This is a genomic window from Mesorhizobium mediterraneum, from assembly GCF_002284565.1.
In the GTDB taxonomy this organism is placed as follows: domain Bacteria; phylum Pseudomonadota; class Alphaproteobacteria; order Rhizobiales; family Rhizobiaceae; genus Mesorhizobium; species Mesorhizobium mediterraneum.
The window spans coordinates 184,918-200,369 of the sequence record NZ_NPKI01000026.1; the positions used below are offsets into that span (position 1 = coordinate 184,918).

Consider the following 15,452-nt stretch of genomic DNA (forward strand, 5'->3'; position numbering starts at 1 on the left):
CGCGCAGTTTCGCGATGTGCGTCCGCGCAATCCGAGATTTTCTAGCGACTTATTTCGATGTCCGGAACGATCCAAACCTTCATGCATTTAGCTAGGTCTGCGTTCATCAACTCGTTCTTGCTGGGAGCTGGACCATTGTCCTCCAGGGGCTATGCCTTGGCCAACCAGGAAACGGATGAAGTTTCCATCGTTGACCTGATACCTGCCTTGCGAGCCTTCGCCCGCACCTTCTGCCGTGTTCCTGACGATGCCGATGACCTGGTCCAGGAGACGTTGACCAAAGGGCTCGCCAACATCGACAAGTTCGAGCCTGGGACACGCATGAAGTCATGGCTCTTCACCATCATGCGCAACACCCACTACACGCGCGTCAAGGCCGCCGACAGGGAAAAACCCGGCCTGCTCGACTGTGCCTCTCTGATCCCGATTTCGGAAGCTACACAGGAGTGGTCCGTTCAGAGCAAGGAAGTCTATGGCGCGGTCCAGAAACTGCCGGAACATCAGCGCGAGGTCCTGATGCTGATCGGGGTTCTTGGCGTCAGCTATGAAGAAACTGCCGAAATATGCGGTTGCGCGGTGGGGACGGTAAAGAGCCGCCTTAACCGAGCGCGCGCCAGCGCGCTGGAATATCTCGGCGAAAGTTCGTTGCAGACATTGGTAGAAAGACGCAATCACCTGTCCGAGGTACAAGGAAACTTGGCAGTCGACAGGCGTCGATAGCTAGTCCTCTTTCTTTGCTTTGCATCGACGCTTCTCGACAAGCGCGTTCTGCAATTGAACCGCAAGGTTGGTCAACCGCTCGGGGACCTTCTCCTGCTCGATGGCAATCAGCAGAGATGCGATCTTCCGGTCTATTGCCAGCCGGAGTCGCGGGCTGATCGTATCGTCGCTCGAGCGAGACATCATGTTCTCTTAACGAATTGATCCCTTCACCAGTGTGGTGTCAGCAATCAGAGTTTGCAAGGATTCACGCGCCGTTCTCACAGTCAGCGCTGACCCTTGCACAGCATTGTTTCGAAGCCGCTGGTATCGTCGGGAAAGCCTGTGCGTTCCCTTCGATCCTCCCCGGCAATAAGCCCAGGCGCGCTCGACAAATTCGACTCTCGCGACCTCAGCTGGTCGCTGGTCATAATCGCGTCTGCGATTGCAACATTCGGCCTTACGCGAGCCGATCCGCGGCATGATACTGATCGGAGTTGATCCGATTGCCATCGAGCCTGCGTTGCTCGGTGTGCTGCTTCTAGGCTCTGGTGGATGCAACCGCTTTCCTCGGCCTAGTCTTGAGCAAACCGGTCATCGCGCCGTCGCCGGAGCCTTTGTTCTGACGGCCGAGGTGATGTCCCTTGCCGCCGTATGCCACCTAGTCCTCCTTAGGATTGTGGGCACTTACAGGCGCCTTTTCTATGTGACGCCCGAACAGTTATTGAGCCGTAATGTTCCCTCGGATGCAGCAAGAAGAAAGGCATTGCCATCCCACAGCCGGAACGGCTTCTCGCTGTCAACGACGACCTGCATGCCGTGGGCTCCGGCGAGGCGGTGAACATCGGCACGATCCAGCGCCGGCGATCCGCGATAGGAGTAATTCAGAAGTGCTGCCATGCCCGACGTCTTCAGAACACGCGCGATTTCCTTGAAATACCGCTCCGCCAAGCCTGCTAGCGCCAGGTAGGGGAAGCTGTCGACAGCCAGCACGCAATCGAAGCTTGCATTGCCGAAGTCCGCAAGATCGAGACCGGAGGTCGGCCGCACTTCCACATTGCGCAGGCTGGCACATCGCTGACGAGCGATCGAAATCATCTTTGAGGATATGTCGATGCCGACGATCCGGTGCGCCGCGCTGGAAAGCGCGCTTTCGAAACGCCCGATGCCACAACCAATGTCCAATATGTCCCGGTCGGCGCCAGTGAAGCCTTGTGTTTCCAGCCATGCGACGATCTCGTCGGTAGTGGCGGTGAGCTTCTCCTCGTCACCCAACGAAGACAGCTGAACGCTCGCCGCCAGGGAAATCGCCGCCGCGGCATCGAAGCCGGCGGCCAGCCGCCTGACGACAGCGGCATCCGTTTCCCATTCACCGCGTTCGTGGCGAACGGCCGCGCCTGTTTCGCGCAGCATGGCAAAGATGTCAGGCCTGCGACGAAGCAGCTCGGCGATCCGCTCCAGTCTGTCCCCGTTCCGCAGGTCGGCTGAACACATATCCAGCGCCACATCAGCGAGTTCCGCAGCATCGAGCCCGGTTTCAAAGCGAAGCGCCAGTCTGGCAACGACGGCTTCGACGCAGGCGCCGTCGGCCATGCACTCTTCGAACACCATTCTTGCCGTCGACGCCTGTAACGACGGTTTTCGTCCAGTCGTGCTCATTGAGCCATGCTCCGCGTCCAGACCTTTCGCATCGTCCATTGGTCGACGGCACCCCAGCCATATTTGTAGGTCTCCTGGCCGCGCAGGAAATCGAACTCCCGCGCCCCTTCGCGGGCCGCCTCGGAAATCGCGTGACCGATCAGGATTGCGCCGGGACTTTCCTCGGCATAGGCCGGATCAAAACCGCCAAGGTAGGCGTAGGCGCGGTGGCGATGGTGAAATCCATAGTAGGCGCCGACGACCGCGTCATCGATAGCAACAAGCCAGCATCGCACAAGACCCTGTGCGGCAAGCAGGGCAAGCGCCTGCCGATGGAATTCTTCCGCAGCCGGATCGGCCAGCACGCCGTCACCATGCCCGGCCCAACGTGCGCCATGAAGGCGGATCAGGTGCTCGAAGAATGCTTTGGGACTATCTTGCACCGGCATGACGGAGACGCAGCCGCGCCTGCCTGCGGCTCTATGCGCGCGGCGCAGCTGGCGCCTTCGCCGCGCCGGAACGCAGACCGCAAGCGCATCGGCTCCAATGATCGAGAGCACGGGACAAGCGGCGTGATCGACGAGTTGACCCGCCTCCAGCGCAGGGTGCGTAATAGTGAGACCCGCAGCACCCGCCGGCAAATCCGGCAAAATCCATTGCGACCAATTGATCGCGAGAGCCTGGTCGGCGATTTCGGCGGCGACAGTCGCTTCGATGCCGGGGAAACACAGGACATCCAGATAATCGCTCAACGAAATCCCGACCGGAAGCAGTCTCGGCCCGGAAGGTGTGTGTTCCAGATAAAACGGCGCCAATCCCACCAGATCGTCGCCACGCCAGACGGCGATCGTAGCCAGCTCTCCGGGCGCAAACGTGCGCCACCACGGCACGAGCCAGGCGGGGCATTGGAACGGCGTCGCCGTCCGGCTATGCGCCCAGAGTTCCCACCAGCGCGGCGCCAGGGCCTCAAGGGCGGCCGCATCGTCGATGATCTCCGAGCGGAGCATGGATGCACTCACTGCGCCGCCGCGAGGCGCCTGCGGCCGCCACCAAGCCCCGCCAGCGCATGGTAGGCGTCCATGTAAGACGAAATCATGCGGTCGAGCGAAAAGCGCCGCCGCGCCTCGGCCCGGCATGTCTCGGCATCCAGGCCGGATGCTGCGATAATGGCCTCCGCCATCTCGTCGACGTCATTCACCAGAAAGCCCGTCTTGCCGTGCTCGACCACGTCCGGCAGCGCGCCGTTTGGAAAGGCGACAACCGGTGTGCCGCAGGCGAGGGCCTCCATCGCGACAAGCGAGCTGGTCTCCGCGGCAAGGCTGGGAATGACCAGGCAACGGGCGGCGTTGAGAAAGCGCCGTTTGGCGGTGAAGCCGAGCGGACCGAGGAAGCGGCGGTGCTTGTCAAGGCGAGGCTGGACTTCGTGACGAAGGTACAGCGTATGCGTTTCATAGGGGTAGACCTTGCCGCCGATGACCAGCGGCACGCCAGCCTGCTTGGCGGCGTCCAGCGCCAGATGGATGCCCTTTTCCGGGCAGATGCGGCTGAGAACCAATGCAAAGTTGCGCTTGGACTGCGGGCCGCTCAGCGCATCGATATCGACGCCGTTTGGAATGGGTGCAACGAGCTTGGTGCCCGGCGGTGCTGTCTTCTGCTGCGCCACTGAGACGGCGTGGAGCCATAGATCGTTGCGCACCGGGCGCAGAGCATCGGCCGGATACCAATCCAGCGGCAGGTGCAGGCTTACCAGTGTCGGGCCATGGTCAGGCAGATAGGCATGAAAATCGATGCCGTGCAGATGAATCACGTCGATCGACCAACGGGAGCGTGCCGCGTCTATCGCGGCGCGGTGGGAGCGCTGTGCCCGTGTTTTCGCCGCATCGTCGAGCACACCTGGTTCAGCAGGTGTCTCGATGAGGACGCCCGACGCTCTGGAGCCCTGGCAGCCGATCACGATGGAAATGTGCCCCGCGCGCACCAGTGCCTGGTCGAGCATCGATAGCACCTGCTCGGCACCGCCAACCGCATCCAGGCCGACTGGCGCGAGAGGGTAGGCGACGTTCAGGACGGTGAGGGTCATGGCCGGTCGAGCCGAAGCTCCTCATACGCAGCCGCCGCGGCGTGAAGCCAAACCGCCGGCTCGAAGCCGAGCGGCAGCGCCTCGTAATAGAGCTTGCCGTTGTTCGGCAGGGCCAGGAAATCATAGGCGGGCGCCACCCGGAAACGTTCGGCGCGCGCCGTAAACGGCGCCAGCGTCCGTTGCTGTGTCCGGTGGCAGGCCAGCATGCACTGCTTTCGTTCGAAAGCCGCTTCCGTAAGGTGCAGTTCGATGCACTCACTGCCGGGTCGGCTGTTGAAATCCTGAAGGACCACGCCCTCAGGTCCGGCGCAATAGAACGCCATTTCGACGATGGCCGGCGCCTGGCGTCCGTCGCGGCGCAGCAAATGGCAGGCCGCATGGACGGCAAAGGCGGTCGCGTCGTGATCGGGGTGACCGCCTTCATAAGGATGCGTGCAGACGAAGCTGATGTCGCAATCGGCCAGCAGGCAGGTCAGTTCCCGTGCGAGCGAGCTAAGGTTTCCGGCGGCTTGCTTGTCGGGATAACCGAGGCTGATCAATCCGGTCGGCGGAAAACCCGCCGCCGAGAGCGCCGTCTCCAACTCCCTGTGGCGAGCTGCGGCGTAGTCCTGCCAAGTCTCGAAGCCGTACGCCCGCGCGTCGTCAAGATCTCGCGGCGCCCCGTCGGTGACATGAACGATGCGAGACCCGCGCAATCCGGCAAGATGCCCGCCGATGCCGATGCTCTCGTCGTCAGGATGCGCGACGACGATCATGATTTCAGCACCGTCCGATGAGTATGGTGCGGTACCTAGCAACAGGGCCGCGAATTCGGCAAGCGTTCCGGACCCGTCAGGTTGGTGTTGCATGACACACTCATGCTGCCGAAGCTCGCACGGACCTGACCGGCGAGACGGCCATGCCGGGAGCATAGCGACGGATCATCGTCGCACAAAACTCCGCGAACTCCTCCGGCACCAGCGGCGGACTGGTGTGATGCGGCATAACTCCGCGATGCTCTGGAGTGAAGCAGAAGGTGACGGTCACGTCGAAATCGGCCAGTGCTTCCATCTGCCGGTCGTACCAATCCAGCGCATTCGGCCTGAAACTGTCGGCCCAGGAAAGCCCGGTGCGCAGACTGGTGACGCGCAGCCGCTTCATCCAGGCGACGGCGTCGTCCAGCCGGGGATCTTCAAAATGGAACCACTGCGCCAGTCCCATGGCCGGGGCATAACGCAGGAATTCCTCGAGCGCTGGTTTGGGCGTACCGTCTTCGCGCAGCAGGCCCATGTAGAAATGGCGATAGTAGGAGGAGCCTTCCGCTTCGCGGTGACGCGTCGTTGCCCCCCATTCGCGCGGAAGGTCGTAGAGGCTGTACCATTGTATGCGCGGCGCATTGCCGAGCAGCAGTTCGGCGGTCCGGCGCAAGCCCCAGCGCTGCACCTCCTCGGCACCGAAGCTCGACACACCGACTTCGCTGACCCATACGGGCAGATCGGTGACGGTCGAAATCTCGCCGATCTTCTGCGGCCATTCCTGAATCTGCCAAAGGTTCCAGTCGAGCGGGAAACCATGCACGCCGACGGCATCGACGTGATCGAGCACACCATACTGCTTCATGAGCGCCATGAAATCGGCATCGATCGGCGAAATGCCGCCGAGGATCTTGGTCACGGCGGGGTTTTCAGCTGCGATCGCATCGGCGGCCAGTATTGCCATATTGGCGAAGCGGCTCCAGTCGGGGTCGAGTTCGGGATCCCAATGGGACTTGTTGTTTGGCTCGTTCCAGATCATTGCAGCTTCAATCATGAAGTTGTCCTCTCGACGGGTAAACGGCGCCGCCGCCGGCCGGCTCACCGGCGGTGCGGCAGAAATAGACCTCCTGCTCCGGGTGCAGCACGATCTCGAAGCCGGCGCTGCGCAGCATCGCTTCGGTGCAGGCGCGATTGGGAATCCACCAGTTGGTCGGGTCGTCGGCATAGCGATGCTCGACGAAATGCAGCTTCGGAAACTCCGGTCGGTCGAACAGATCGTGGGTCCAGAAAGGATAATTCTCATCGAGTGCAGGCAGGTCGGCGCTGCCGCGCTGCATGGACTGGAAGATCATCAGGTCGCCGGCAACGTGCTCACGGATCAGATCGAGAGCGAGCAGGGGGTGGCGCAGGTGATACAGCACGCCCATGAACAGGACGATGTCGAATTTCTCCCGCAGGACGCCCACCTCGTAGACCGACAGCTGCTGGAATTCGATGTCGCAGTCCGCGATTTCGGCGGCGAAGCGCGCCTGCGCCAGATAGGCTTCATCGAAATCGATGCCGAGGACACGGCGGGCGCCGCGGCGCTTCATCTCGATCGAGTAGAAGCCGGCGTTGCAGCCTATGTCGAGCACGGCCTTGCCGGACAGATCGGCAGGAATGGCGTCGGCGAACTTGCGCCATTTGATCAGCGGGTAGTTGCCGAGGAAATGGTCTGGGGCGGTTTCGACCCCCGCCAACTCCATATTGTGGAACCACGGGCCTAGGGCATCGATGCGGCGGCGGATTTCGGCGTTGGAATGCAGCATGGCTAGCCTCCTTCGCCTGGATGGCTTGGTATTTGCGACTCCCCTGGCAGCACGAATATGAGGTTTTTCGGGTCCTCCGACGTAGCGTCGTTGTTCTCAAGCAGCCGAAGTGCCGTGCGGTAGCCGTTGAACGTGCCGACATCGACATAGGCTGTGCCTGCCTTGACGCCGTAAGCCTCGCCGCCGGCCGCCAGGTAGGCGTTGATTAGCGTGCCGACGTATTCGTCATGGCGATTCCGCTCGCGCCAGAGCGTCGCAAGCTGATGAAAGATGCGGCCGGGCATCTTGAATGCACCCCAAATCCAATTCGATCCGGCGTCTTGTTGCTTGACCTGGATTTCCTTCACCCGGCTGTCGTTGTCGAGAATGACGGCATCGAAAAATTCCGGACGGTCGACGGGGAACAGCAGGAAAGACAGGCAATCGTTCCGCAGGGCGCAGAAACCGTCTTCGGGAAGCCAGATCGTATCGGGCAGGCCGATCAGGACTGTCTCGTCCGGCGCGACGAGCGGCGCAGCGCGGAAGATCGCATCGCAAAGACCGACAGGGGTGGGCTGCACGACAAACAGTGCTGCGGCATCGCCATAGCCGGCGGCATAATATTCGAGGATGTCCGATTTTCCCGATCCGATGACGAAGCAGATCTTGTCGACGCCGTTGCGCACCATGCGACGCACCAGATATTCGCTCACCGCGCAGGGACGCTCGGTTTGGCCGTCGATGCGGCTGCCGACCGGCAGGAGTTCCTTCGAGAAGCCGAGTGGCTGAATGCGGCTGCCGCGGCCGGCAGCAGGCACGATGCCCAACATCAGATTGCTTCCTTCAACGGCTCGCCCGCCGTCTGCAATGAATCTGACAGGAGGCGGTCCAGCTCCCTGGCGCGTTGCGCAGAGGTATGCTCGTCCAACACCCGCTCGCGCGCACGGCGCCGAATTGCGTCAATTTCGCTGTCCGACAAGCAGACTGCGGCAACCACGTCGTCGGTGGTGTCCGCCAGGAGGATCTCGCTGCCAGGTTGGAAAAAACTGCTCAGCCCGGGCCAGGTGTCGCTCACGATAGCTGCGCCGCAGGCTGCCGCCTCGAACAGCCTGCCCGAAGGACACCAGCCCCTCTTGGCCATTGCCTCGCGGGTCACGTTCAGCGTCAGACGCGAGGAGGAGAAGAAAGCCGGATGATCCGCAGGCGGAAGGTGCCTGACAAAAAAGATGTTCTCGCCCCACGGAAATTCGTGCGGGTATTGGGCGCCGCCGATGACGAAGCGATGGTCCGGCAGGCGCGCTGCCGTGCGCACCAGCAGCTTTTCGACGCCGGCCTGGCGATCTGCGGCATAAGTTCCGAGATAGGACAGGTCCCCGGCAAATTCGGCCCGGGGCTGTGCCGGTCGGTGTCGCTCGGGATCGACATGGCCGTAGAGAGGCAGGACACGCCGGGCACCCAACAACGTTTTGAGCGCGTCGATTGCGGTTCCCCCGGTATAGCTCAGGACAAGATCGAAATCGCGAAGGCCTTCGGGCCCGTAATATGCCGGCCGTTGACCTTGCTCGATCCGGGCGAGTGTGACCGGCGTGTCCAGATCGTAGAAAACCCTCAGTCCGCGAGAGGCCTGCTGCGCCAGGCGCGATGCCTCCACGGCGTCGGGGCAATAAGATGTGACGATGACGACGTCCGTTTGCCCGATCGCCTGTTCCGCGACATGGCGGATGTCTTCCCAGTCCGGATAGAGAACGACATTGCCGCCATCGAGATGGTCAAGGTCGCGCGCCCCGGCATAATAGGGAGTGTTGCGTTCGAAGAAGGTGACGGACCAGCCCAGCCCGCCGAGCGCCCGGATAAGCCCACGCCACAGAGTCGCGTGTCCGTTTCCCCACGAGGAGGTGACGGTGAGACCGAAAATGACCATTCGCATCCGGCAGTCCTCGTCAGGCGGCTTCGTTTAATCGGATCAGCTTGGAGCCCCAGTCACCGGATACGATCGTGGTGATCGAAGCGGGGTCGATGTCGAAGCGAAAACAATCTCCCAGCGGCAAGCCGAGCACCTTGCAGACGGCGGCCTTGATCACGTCGGCATGGCTGACCAGCGCCACGGACTGGTTCTGATAGCGTTTGCGAAGCTGCTGCATCAGCGAGATGACACGTTGCTGGACGTCCAGCATGGTCTCGCCGCCCGGCGTCCTCGCCTGCTGACGTTGACTGTTCCACACCCGCCAGTCGGCGTCCTGGTTCAACTCTTCGAAGGTCTTTCCCGACCACGCGCCGAAGTCGATCTCATCGAGCTCTTGGCAGATTGTGATCTTGTCGGGACTGCAGGCGATTGCGATCGGTTTTGCGGTTTCCAGTGTTCGTTCGCGCGGGCTGCAACAGATGGCTGCGAGTGGCTCTGACGCCATATGGCTGGCCAGGCGCGAGGCTTGTGCCTTGCCGGTTTCGCCAAGGCAAATTCCGGCCATACGTCCGGCAAGATAGTCGCCGACATTGTCGTGCGCCGCATGGCGGATCAAGAAGAACGTCGTCGTCATTCCGCGGCATCGAGCATCGGCTCGTCCCTTCCGGCGATGAAAGAGAGCGTGCGCAGGCGTGCCTCGGCATCGGTGAATTGCTCGGGCGGCGACTTCATGAAATAGCTGCAGGGGCCGGTCAGCGCTCCCGCGATGCCGCGGTCAAGCGCCAGCTTGGCGCAGCGCACAGCGTCGATCACGACTCCGGCCGAGTTGGGCGAATCCCACACTTCCAGCTTGAGCTCTGCATTCAGCGGCACGCCGCCGAACGTCGTGCCTTCGACGCGGATGTAGGCCCATTTTCGATCGGTGAGCCAAGGCACATGGTCGCTGGGGCCGACATGGATGTTGCCGGCCTCCAGGGGAACGTCGAGCTGGCTGGTTACGGATTGTGTCTTCGAGATCTTCTTCGATTCCAGCCGCTCGCGTTCCAGCATGTTGAGGAAGTCGGTGTTGCCGCCGAAATTCAGCTGATAGGTGCGGTCGATGCGGACGCCGCGCTCGCGGAACAGATTGGCGAGCAACCGGTGCACGATTGTCGCGCCGACCTGGCTTTTGATGTCGTCGCCGATCAATGGCAGGCCACGCTGTTCGAAGAGTTGGCGCCATTCCGGCCGCGACGCAATAAAAACCGGTATGCAGTTGACGAAGGCGCAGCCGGCCTCGAGCGCGCACTCGGCATAAAAACGCGTAGCCTCTTCCGAGCCGACCGGCAGATATGAGACCAATACGTCAGCGCCGCTTTCCCGAAGCAGCGCGCTGATATTCGCGACCGGCTCTTCTGCCTCCTCGATCTCATCGCGCAGATACTTGCCGATGCCGTCGAGCGTTGGTCCGCGCTCGACGCGAACGCCGGTTGCTGCGACATCGGCAAAGCGGAAGGTATTATTGGGTGGATTGTATATGGCTTCCGCCACATCTCGCCCAACTTTGCCCTTAGCGACGTCGAAAGCACAGACCACTTCGATGTCATCGACGTGATAGCCGCCGAGATCGGCATGCATAAGGCCGGGTATCCGCTCATTACCTCTGGCGTCCCGATAATATGAGAGGCCCTGGACAAGGGAAGACGCGCAATTGCCGACGCCGGCTATTCCAATCCGTACCTTTTTCGATCCCACGAAACTGCCGCCATCGCTGTTGAAGGTAAGTTCCTCGCGCCGAACTGCCAGTTGCCAGGAATGTTCCTTGCGACCTGGAAAAATCACGAACGTTACGGCGAGATGACAACTGCGCGCTGTGTTTGAGGCTGAGCCGATCGATGCCTGGGCGCCGCAAGCCTCAGTCGAGCCTTCGCAGCATATCCGCTTCTTTTTCCAGGATGGTGACCACCTCCTCGCGTTCAAGATGCGTCATCATCAGGCTCACACAGCATTCAAGGTAGGTGATTGAGGCACGTCTCAGAAAGGCAGCCGTTTCCCTTGCGGCCATTTGCTCGATGTCCTTGGCGGATCGTTTTCGATGCACGGGTCCGTTCTCCATGCCGGTATCATCGCCCAACGGCGAGCTCGGCTGGATGTTCCCCCAATGAGAAAAAATGAAGCCCGTGTTGGTCGCGGTATCACCACGACCATACCCGAGCGCACAGCCCTTCCTGACTTCAGGCGGGCAGGTTTTGCAGTCGGCCCGAAGCGGACCTCACGCTTGTTGCAATCGGGGAAATTCGATCCTCGCTCCGGCTGGCTTCAAGCTCCGTAAAGTAGCTGATCGTCTGCATCAGGCCTTGCCTGAGCGGCACCTTTGGCGACCAATTGAGAAGGGTTTCTGCTCGGGAAATGTCCGGTTGCCGCCGGCGAGGGTCGTCTTGCGGCAGTGGCAGGAATTTGAAGGCCGACTTGCTATGGGTCATATCTCTCACCAATCCGGCCAGTTGAAGGACGGTGAATTCCCCGGGATTGCCCAAATTGACCGGTTGGCGCGGATTCGAATCGATATTCATAAGGCGGACCAGACCGTCAACCAGATCGGAGACGTAGCAGAACGATCTGGTCTGCAGCCCGTCGCCGAATATCGTCAGTGGTCTCCTCTCGAGGGCCTGCATCACCAGGTTCGAGACGATCCGGCCGTCGGCAGGATCCATCCGCGGACCATAGGTGTTGAAGATGCGGGCGACCCGGATGTCGGCCATTTCGGTTCTCAAATAGTCGAAGCACAAGGTTTCTGCGGTTCGTTTGCCCTCATCATAACAGGCGCGCGGACCGGTGCAGTTCACGTGACCGACATAGTCTTCCCTTTGCGGGTGCTGTTCGGGATCGCCATACACTTCGCTTGTCGATGCCTGCAGAAAGCGCGCACTGTTTTGGGCGGCGAGCTCAAGCAGATTTAGCGTTCCGATCACGCAGGTTCGCGTGGTGTGAACCGGATCGGCTTGGTAGCGCGGCGGTGACGCGGCGCACGCAAGGTTGAAAATGCGGTCCACAGGCTCAGTAAGATCCAATGGTCGGCAGATATCCTGCTCGATCAAGCGGAAACGAGGACGGTCCACGATCGAGATGATGTTTTCCATCCGACCGGTAAGGAAATTGTCCACACAGATCACACGATACCCGGCCTGAAGCAGTGTTTCGCAAAGATGCGAACCGAGGAAACCCGCGCCGCCGGCGACAAGCGCCGTCCTGGTCCGTTGCGTCCTTCTTGATTGCCGCATCTCTATTTTCTCCTGTCTGCCAGTCATGCTGCACTTTCAATGTCCAGATCGAGGGCCGGACGTGCCGATCTTGGCCGCGCCAGCAGCGAAACGAATTCACGGGCTCTCGCGGCGCCGGTATGTGCTGCCAGGATCGTTTTGCGTGCCCGCTTGGCCATAGCCAGCCTGGCGCGGTCGGACTGCCTGGATAGGATGTCGATCACGTCTTCGGCTTGGCTGGCCGTGTTGATCGTGGCTGTCGGAAAGAAGCTATCCAGACCTGTCCAGCGATCGCTGATGATGGCCGTGCCACAGGCAGCCGCCTCGAAGAGACGTACGCTGGGAGACCATCCAGCCGCTATCATGGAGCTGCGCGTGACGTTCAACGTGTAGCGCTGGCGGCTGTAGAAGGCGGCGTGGTCCGCCGGCGGCAAGTGCTCGATGCGATCGACATTGCTCGGCCAGACGGTCTCGGACGGGAATTGCGAGCCGGCCACGACGAAGTGGCGGTCCGGCATGCGTCTTGCCGGTTCAAGCAGGAGTGCATCCAGGGTCGCCTGCCGGTCCGAGCTGTAGGTGCCGAGATAACCAAGGTCCCAGCAGATCGGATCGGCCGTTCGGCGATGCCGCTCCGGGTCGACGGAGCAGTAGAGCGGCTCGGCGCGCCGTGCACCGAAGTCCGCCGCCAAACGGGCGAGCGTTGGCCCGCCGGCGAATGAGAAATAGACGTCGAAATACGGAATCTGCCGTCGGCATATGTAGTCGCAATCATCCGCGGCGAGCTTTGCCAACGTGACTGGCGTGTCGATGTCGTAAAAGCAGAACTGGCCCGTGCACAGGGACGCAACGATGTCGACGACTGCGCGCCCCTCCGGGACGAAGGACCCAACCACCACGATATCGGCCTGCTGCAGGCAGCGAGCATAGGTGCGACGAAGATCGTTCGTCGTTTCGTAGTAGCGCAACGTGCAGAAGTCCGGGTCGCGCAGATCGCGATGGCTTGCGTACCACGGTACGTCGCGCTCGAGGAAGGTGACGCGATGGCCGAGCTCGTGCAGGCCCTTCAGCAACCCGCGAAAGGTCGTGGCGTGGCCGTTTCCCCATGAAGAGGACAAAGACAGGCCAAGAAAGACGATATCGAGCCGCTTGGTCATTCCGCTGCCTCCACGGTGGGGCGCTCGAAATGGCGCCTGAAGACAGCGTCGGCCACAGCTGCCCTTAACGCGTAGGTATGCTCGGCGAGAACACGCCGAAGCGCAGCTGCGCCGATCGCCTTTGCCCGCCGGGGTGTGAGGGTCCGCATGATTTCGGCGACATCGTCGCCGTCGCGCGCCACCAGGATCTCTTCGCCAGGGACCAGGAACAATTCGACGCCGAGCCAGGCGTCGGTGATGAGGCATGCGCCGGCACCCGCAGCCTCGAAGACGCGTGTGGCAGGTGAAAAACCATTGGCGGCCATGCTGTCGCGGCTGATGTTCAGCACCGCCTTGGATGTGACGTTGAACGCATTGTGATCGCGCGTGCCGACGTGGCCGAGCCATGCAACATTTGCCGGAAGCTGCTTGTCACCCCAACCCGATCCGCCGAGCAGGAAACGCTGATCGCGCGAACGGCTGGCCGGATCGAGGAAGAAGGCTTCGACGCGCGCTTCACGGTCCGGCAGGCGGTTGCCGAGAAAGGCGAGGTCGCAAGCGAACCGCGCATCCTTCGCGACAGGATGATGCGTTTCGGGATCGAGCGCATTGTAGATCGGCACGCACTCGGCCGCCCCCAGCGCACGATAGGCCCATACGACCGGATCTCCGCCGCCATAGGTGAGGACAAGGTCGATCTCCCGCAACGCGCGGTGCAGGGGATGGTCCGGCTCGTCGCGCAACTGGCCCAGAGTGGCCGGTGCGTCGACATCCCAGAACACTGTCAGCGCATCGGAGCGGGCATGGTCGAGCACCGCGCGCAGCAGCGCCTCGTCCTCGAAGCCTACCCCGCTTGCCTTGACGACGATGTCGGCTTCGCCGGCGCTTGCTGCCACCTGCATCAGCGCATGCGGGGTCGCCTCGTAGATGACGACATGGCACCAGTCCGGTGCCTCGATATCGCGGTTCTTCTGCCTGTCGTAGACGTCCGGTTCATAGAAGGTGATCTCGTAACCGAGCTGGGAAAGAGCCTTGAGCAATCCGCGATAATAGGTCGCCGCGCCGTTCCAATAGGACGACAGCAGGCTCGATCCATAAAATGCAATCTTCATACGACTGTCTCCTCTACGGCGATGGAATCGATGGCTTGGCGGCTGCCGCATTCGGCGAGTACGTCGAACAACTCGTCCGCCCGGTGCCGGCACGTGTGTCGCGTCCGGATGGTTTCGAGGCCGGATTTCACGAGGGAGGCGGCCAGGTCAGCATCGTCCAGCACGTCGCGAAGATGACGGCCCATCTCGGCTCCGTCGCGCGCGAAAAGGAAGTCGATACCTGGCCTGAAGAGTTGTTCGACGTCGGCCCAAGGCGCCGAAACGAGCGGGATGCCGCAGGCGAGCGCTTCGAACATGCGGATCGTCGGGATTCCGGGCAGGCTCTCCCGATAGGGACGCCGCGGAATATGGACGGTAACGCGATGCGCCGCGAATGCCTTGGGCACGTCGGCATTGGCAATCCAGCCTTCGTAACCCAGGCCGGCGGCGGCAAGATCGGCGAGCGCTTCGCGTGGATAGCGCACGCCATGGACAGTGCCGCTCAGGCCAAGTTGTTCCACCGGATCGATCAGGAATTCCTTGATTTCGGCACTGCGCTCGTCGTCGCCCCAGTTGCCGATCCAGATCACGTCGGATGTAGGGTCGATCTCCGGGTGCGGTTTGAACAGGCATGCATCCGCCGCTTCGTGCCAGGTGAAGGCACGTTTGCCCCAGCCGGCGCGAAGATAGCTTTCCCGCAACGCTTCGCCGAAGGCGAGCACGCCGTCATAATGCTCCAGCCGCAGAGCCGAGATCGCCTGCGTCGCCGAGACGGCGCGATGGTGGGTGTCATGGAACAGAAGCGTGAAGCCGCCTCCGTTGGCCTTGGCCCTGCCGATGCGCGCGACGAGCGCCGGGTCCGTCCATTCGTGCACGATCACCACATCGGCGTCGGCAATCCAGGTTTCATGATCGAAGGAGGCGTCGTAGGTTACCGGCATCAGCTCCGGAAAATCCTTCCTGAAGCGCTCGATCGCGAAGGGCCCTTTCTCTGCCAGCAGGTTCGAACGGCTCCAGCCGTCCGCCGGCTCCAGCGCGATCGCCTGGTGCCCGCGTGCAACGAGCTCCCGCATGATGCCGCGCAGGAAATGTGCGTTGCCGTGGTTCCAGTCGGAAACGACGGAATGGGTATAGAACACAAACCGCAT

The 15,452-nt window shown here is 61.7% G+C and carries 16 protein-coding genes; 1 reads left to right on the top strand and 15 read right to left on the bottom strand.

Going from position 1 to position 15,452, the window contains the following annotated elements; genetic code table 11:
* Positions 1 to 156: 156 nt before the first annotated feature.
* Positions 157 to 720 (top strand): sigma-70 family RNA polymerase sigma factor, encoded by a 564-nt coding sequence (locus tag CIT25_RS20825; RefSeq protein ID WP_095486602.1) that lies wholly within the window; start codon positions 157 to 159, stop codon positions 718 to 720.
* Positions 721 to 1,401: 681 nt separating this feature from the next.
* On the opposite strand, the gene CIT25_RS20835 is transcribed toward CIT25_RS20825, so the two are convergent.
* From CIT25_RS20835 to CIT25_RS20905, 15 genes are all read right to left on the bottom strand, one after another.
* Complete coding sequence (locus CIT25_RS20835; protein WP_095486604.1) at positions 1,402 to 2,358, bottom strand: class I SAM-dependent methyltransferase; 957 nt, start codon at positions 2,356 to 2,358, stop codon at positions 1,402 to 1,404.
* The gene (locus CIT25_RS20840; RefSeq protein WP_095486385.1) at positions 2,355 to 3,344 is read right to left on the bottom strand and encodes a GNAT family N-acetyltransferase; all 990 of its coding nucleotides are present in this window, start codon (positions 3,342 to 3,344) and stop codon (positions 2,355 to 2,357) included. The genes CIT25_RS20835 and CIT25_RS20840 overlap by 4 nt, the downstream gene beginning before the upstream one ends.
* An 8-nt stretch (positions 3,345 to 3,352) precedes the next feature.
* Entirely contained in the window at positions 3,353 to 4,417 is a 1,065-nt protein-coding gene (locus tag CIT25_RS20845) for a glycosyltransferase (RefSeq protein WP_095486386.1), read from the bottom strand.
* The gene (locus CIT25_RS20850) at positions 4,414 to 5,265 is read right to left on the bottom strand and encodes a PIG-L deacetylase family protein (protein ID WP_158302616.1); all 852 of its coding nucleotides are present in this window, start codon (positions 5,263 to 5,265) and stop codon (positions 4,414 to 4,416) included. The genes CIT25_RS20845 and CIT25_RS20850 overlap by 4 nt, the downstream gene beginning before the upstream one ends.
* A gap of 7 nt (positions 5,266 to 5,272) precedes the next feature.
* Complete coding sequence (locus CIT25_RS20855) at positions 5,273 to 6,205, bottom strand: glycoside hydrolase 5 family protein (protein WP_095486388.1); 933 nt, start codon at positions 6,203 to 6,205, stop codon at positions 5,273 to 5,275.
* Positions 6,198 to 6,959 (bottom strand): TIGR04290 family methyltransferase, encoded by a 762-nt coding sequence (locus CIT25_RS20860; RefSeq protein ID WP_095486389.1) that lies wholly within the window; start codon positions 6,957 to 6,959, stop codon positions 6,198 to 6,200. Before CIT25_RS20860 ends, CIT25_RS20855 begins: the two co-directional genes overlap by 8 nt.
* Before the next feature lie 2 nt (positions 6,960 to 6,961).
* The gene (locus CIT25_RS20865; RefSeq protein WP_095486390.1) at positions 6,962 to 7,768 is read right to left on the bottom strand and encodes a sugar phosphate nucleotidyltransferase; all 807 of its coding nucleotides are present in this window, start codon (positions 7,766 to 7,768) and stop codon (positions 6,962 to 6,964) included.
* Positions 7,768 to 8,865, bottom strand: coding sequence for a CgeB family protein (locus tag CIT25_RS20870; protein ID WP_095486391.1), 1,098 nt, complete (start codon positions 8,863 to 8,865; stop codon positions 7,768 to 7,770). The genes CIT25_RS20865 and CIT25_RS20870 overlap by 1 nt, the downstream gene beginning before the upstream one ends.
* A 13-nt stretch (positions 8,866 to 8,878) precedes the next feature.
* Positions 8,879 to 9,475 (bottom strand): histidine phosphatase family protein, encoded by a 597-nt coding sequence (locus tag CIT25_RS20875; RefSeq protein ID WP_095486392.1) that lies wholly within the window; start codon positions 9,473 to 9,475, stop codon positions 8,879 to 8,881.
* On the bottom strand, positions 9,472 to 10,575 hold the full coding sequence (locus CIT25_RS20880; protein ID WP_095486605.1) for an inositol-3-phosphate synthase: 1,104 nt from the start codon (positions 10,573 to 10,575) through the stop codon (positions 9,472 to 9,474). The genes CIT25_RS20875 and CIT25_RS20880 overlap by 4 nt, the downstream gene beginning before the upstream one ends.
* A gap of 160 nt (positions 10,576 to 10,735) precedes the next feature.
* Positions 10,736 to 10,954: a hypothetical protein gene (locus CIT25_RS20885; protein ID WP_164759012.1), complete on the bottom strand. Its 219-nt coding sequence runs from the start codon at positions 10,952 to 10,954 to the stop codon at positions 10,736 to 10,738.
* 100 nt (positions 10,955 to 11,054) lie between these two features.
* Positions 11,055 to 12,101, bottom strand: coding sequence for a UDP-glucuronic acid decarboxylase family protein (locus CIT25_RS20890; RefSeq protein ID WP_095486606.1), 1,047 nt, complete (start codon positions 12,099 to 12,101; stop codon positions 11,055 to 11,057).
* A 23-nt stretch (positions 12,102 to 12,124) separates the two neighbouring features.
* Positions 12,125 to 13,234: a CgeB family protein gene (locus CIT25_RS20895; protein ID WP_095486393.1), complete on the bottom strand. Its 1,110-nt coding sequence runs from the start codon at positions 13,232 to 13,234 to the stop codon at positions 12,125 to 12,127.
* Entirely contained in the window at positions 13,231 to 14,325 is a 1,095-nt protein-coding gene (locus tag CIT25_RS20900; RefSeq protein WP_095486394.1) for a CgeB family protein, read from the bottom strand. Before CIT25_RS20900 ends, CIT25_RS20895 begins: the two co-directional genes overlap by 4 nt.
* Positions 14,322 to 15,452, bottom strand: a complete 1,131-nt coding sequence (locus CIT25_RS20905; RefSeq protein ID WP_095486608.1) for a CgeB family protein — start codon at positions 15,450 to 15,452, stop codon at positions 14,322 to 14,324. The genes CIT25_RS20900 and CIT25_RS20905 overlap by 4 nt, the downstream gene beginning before the upstream one ends.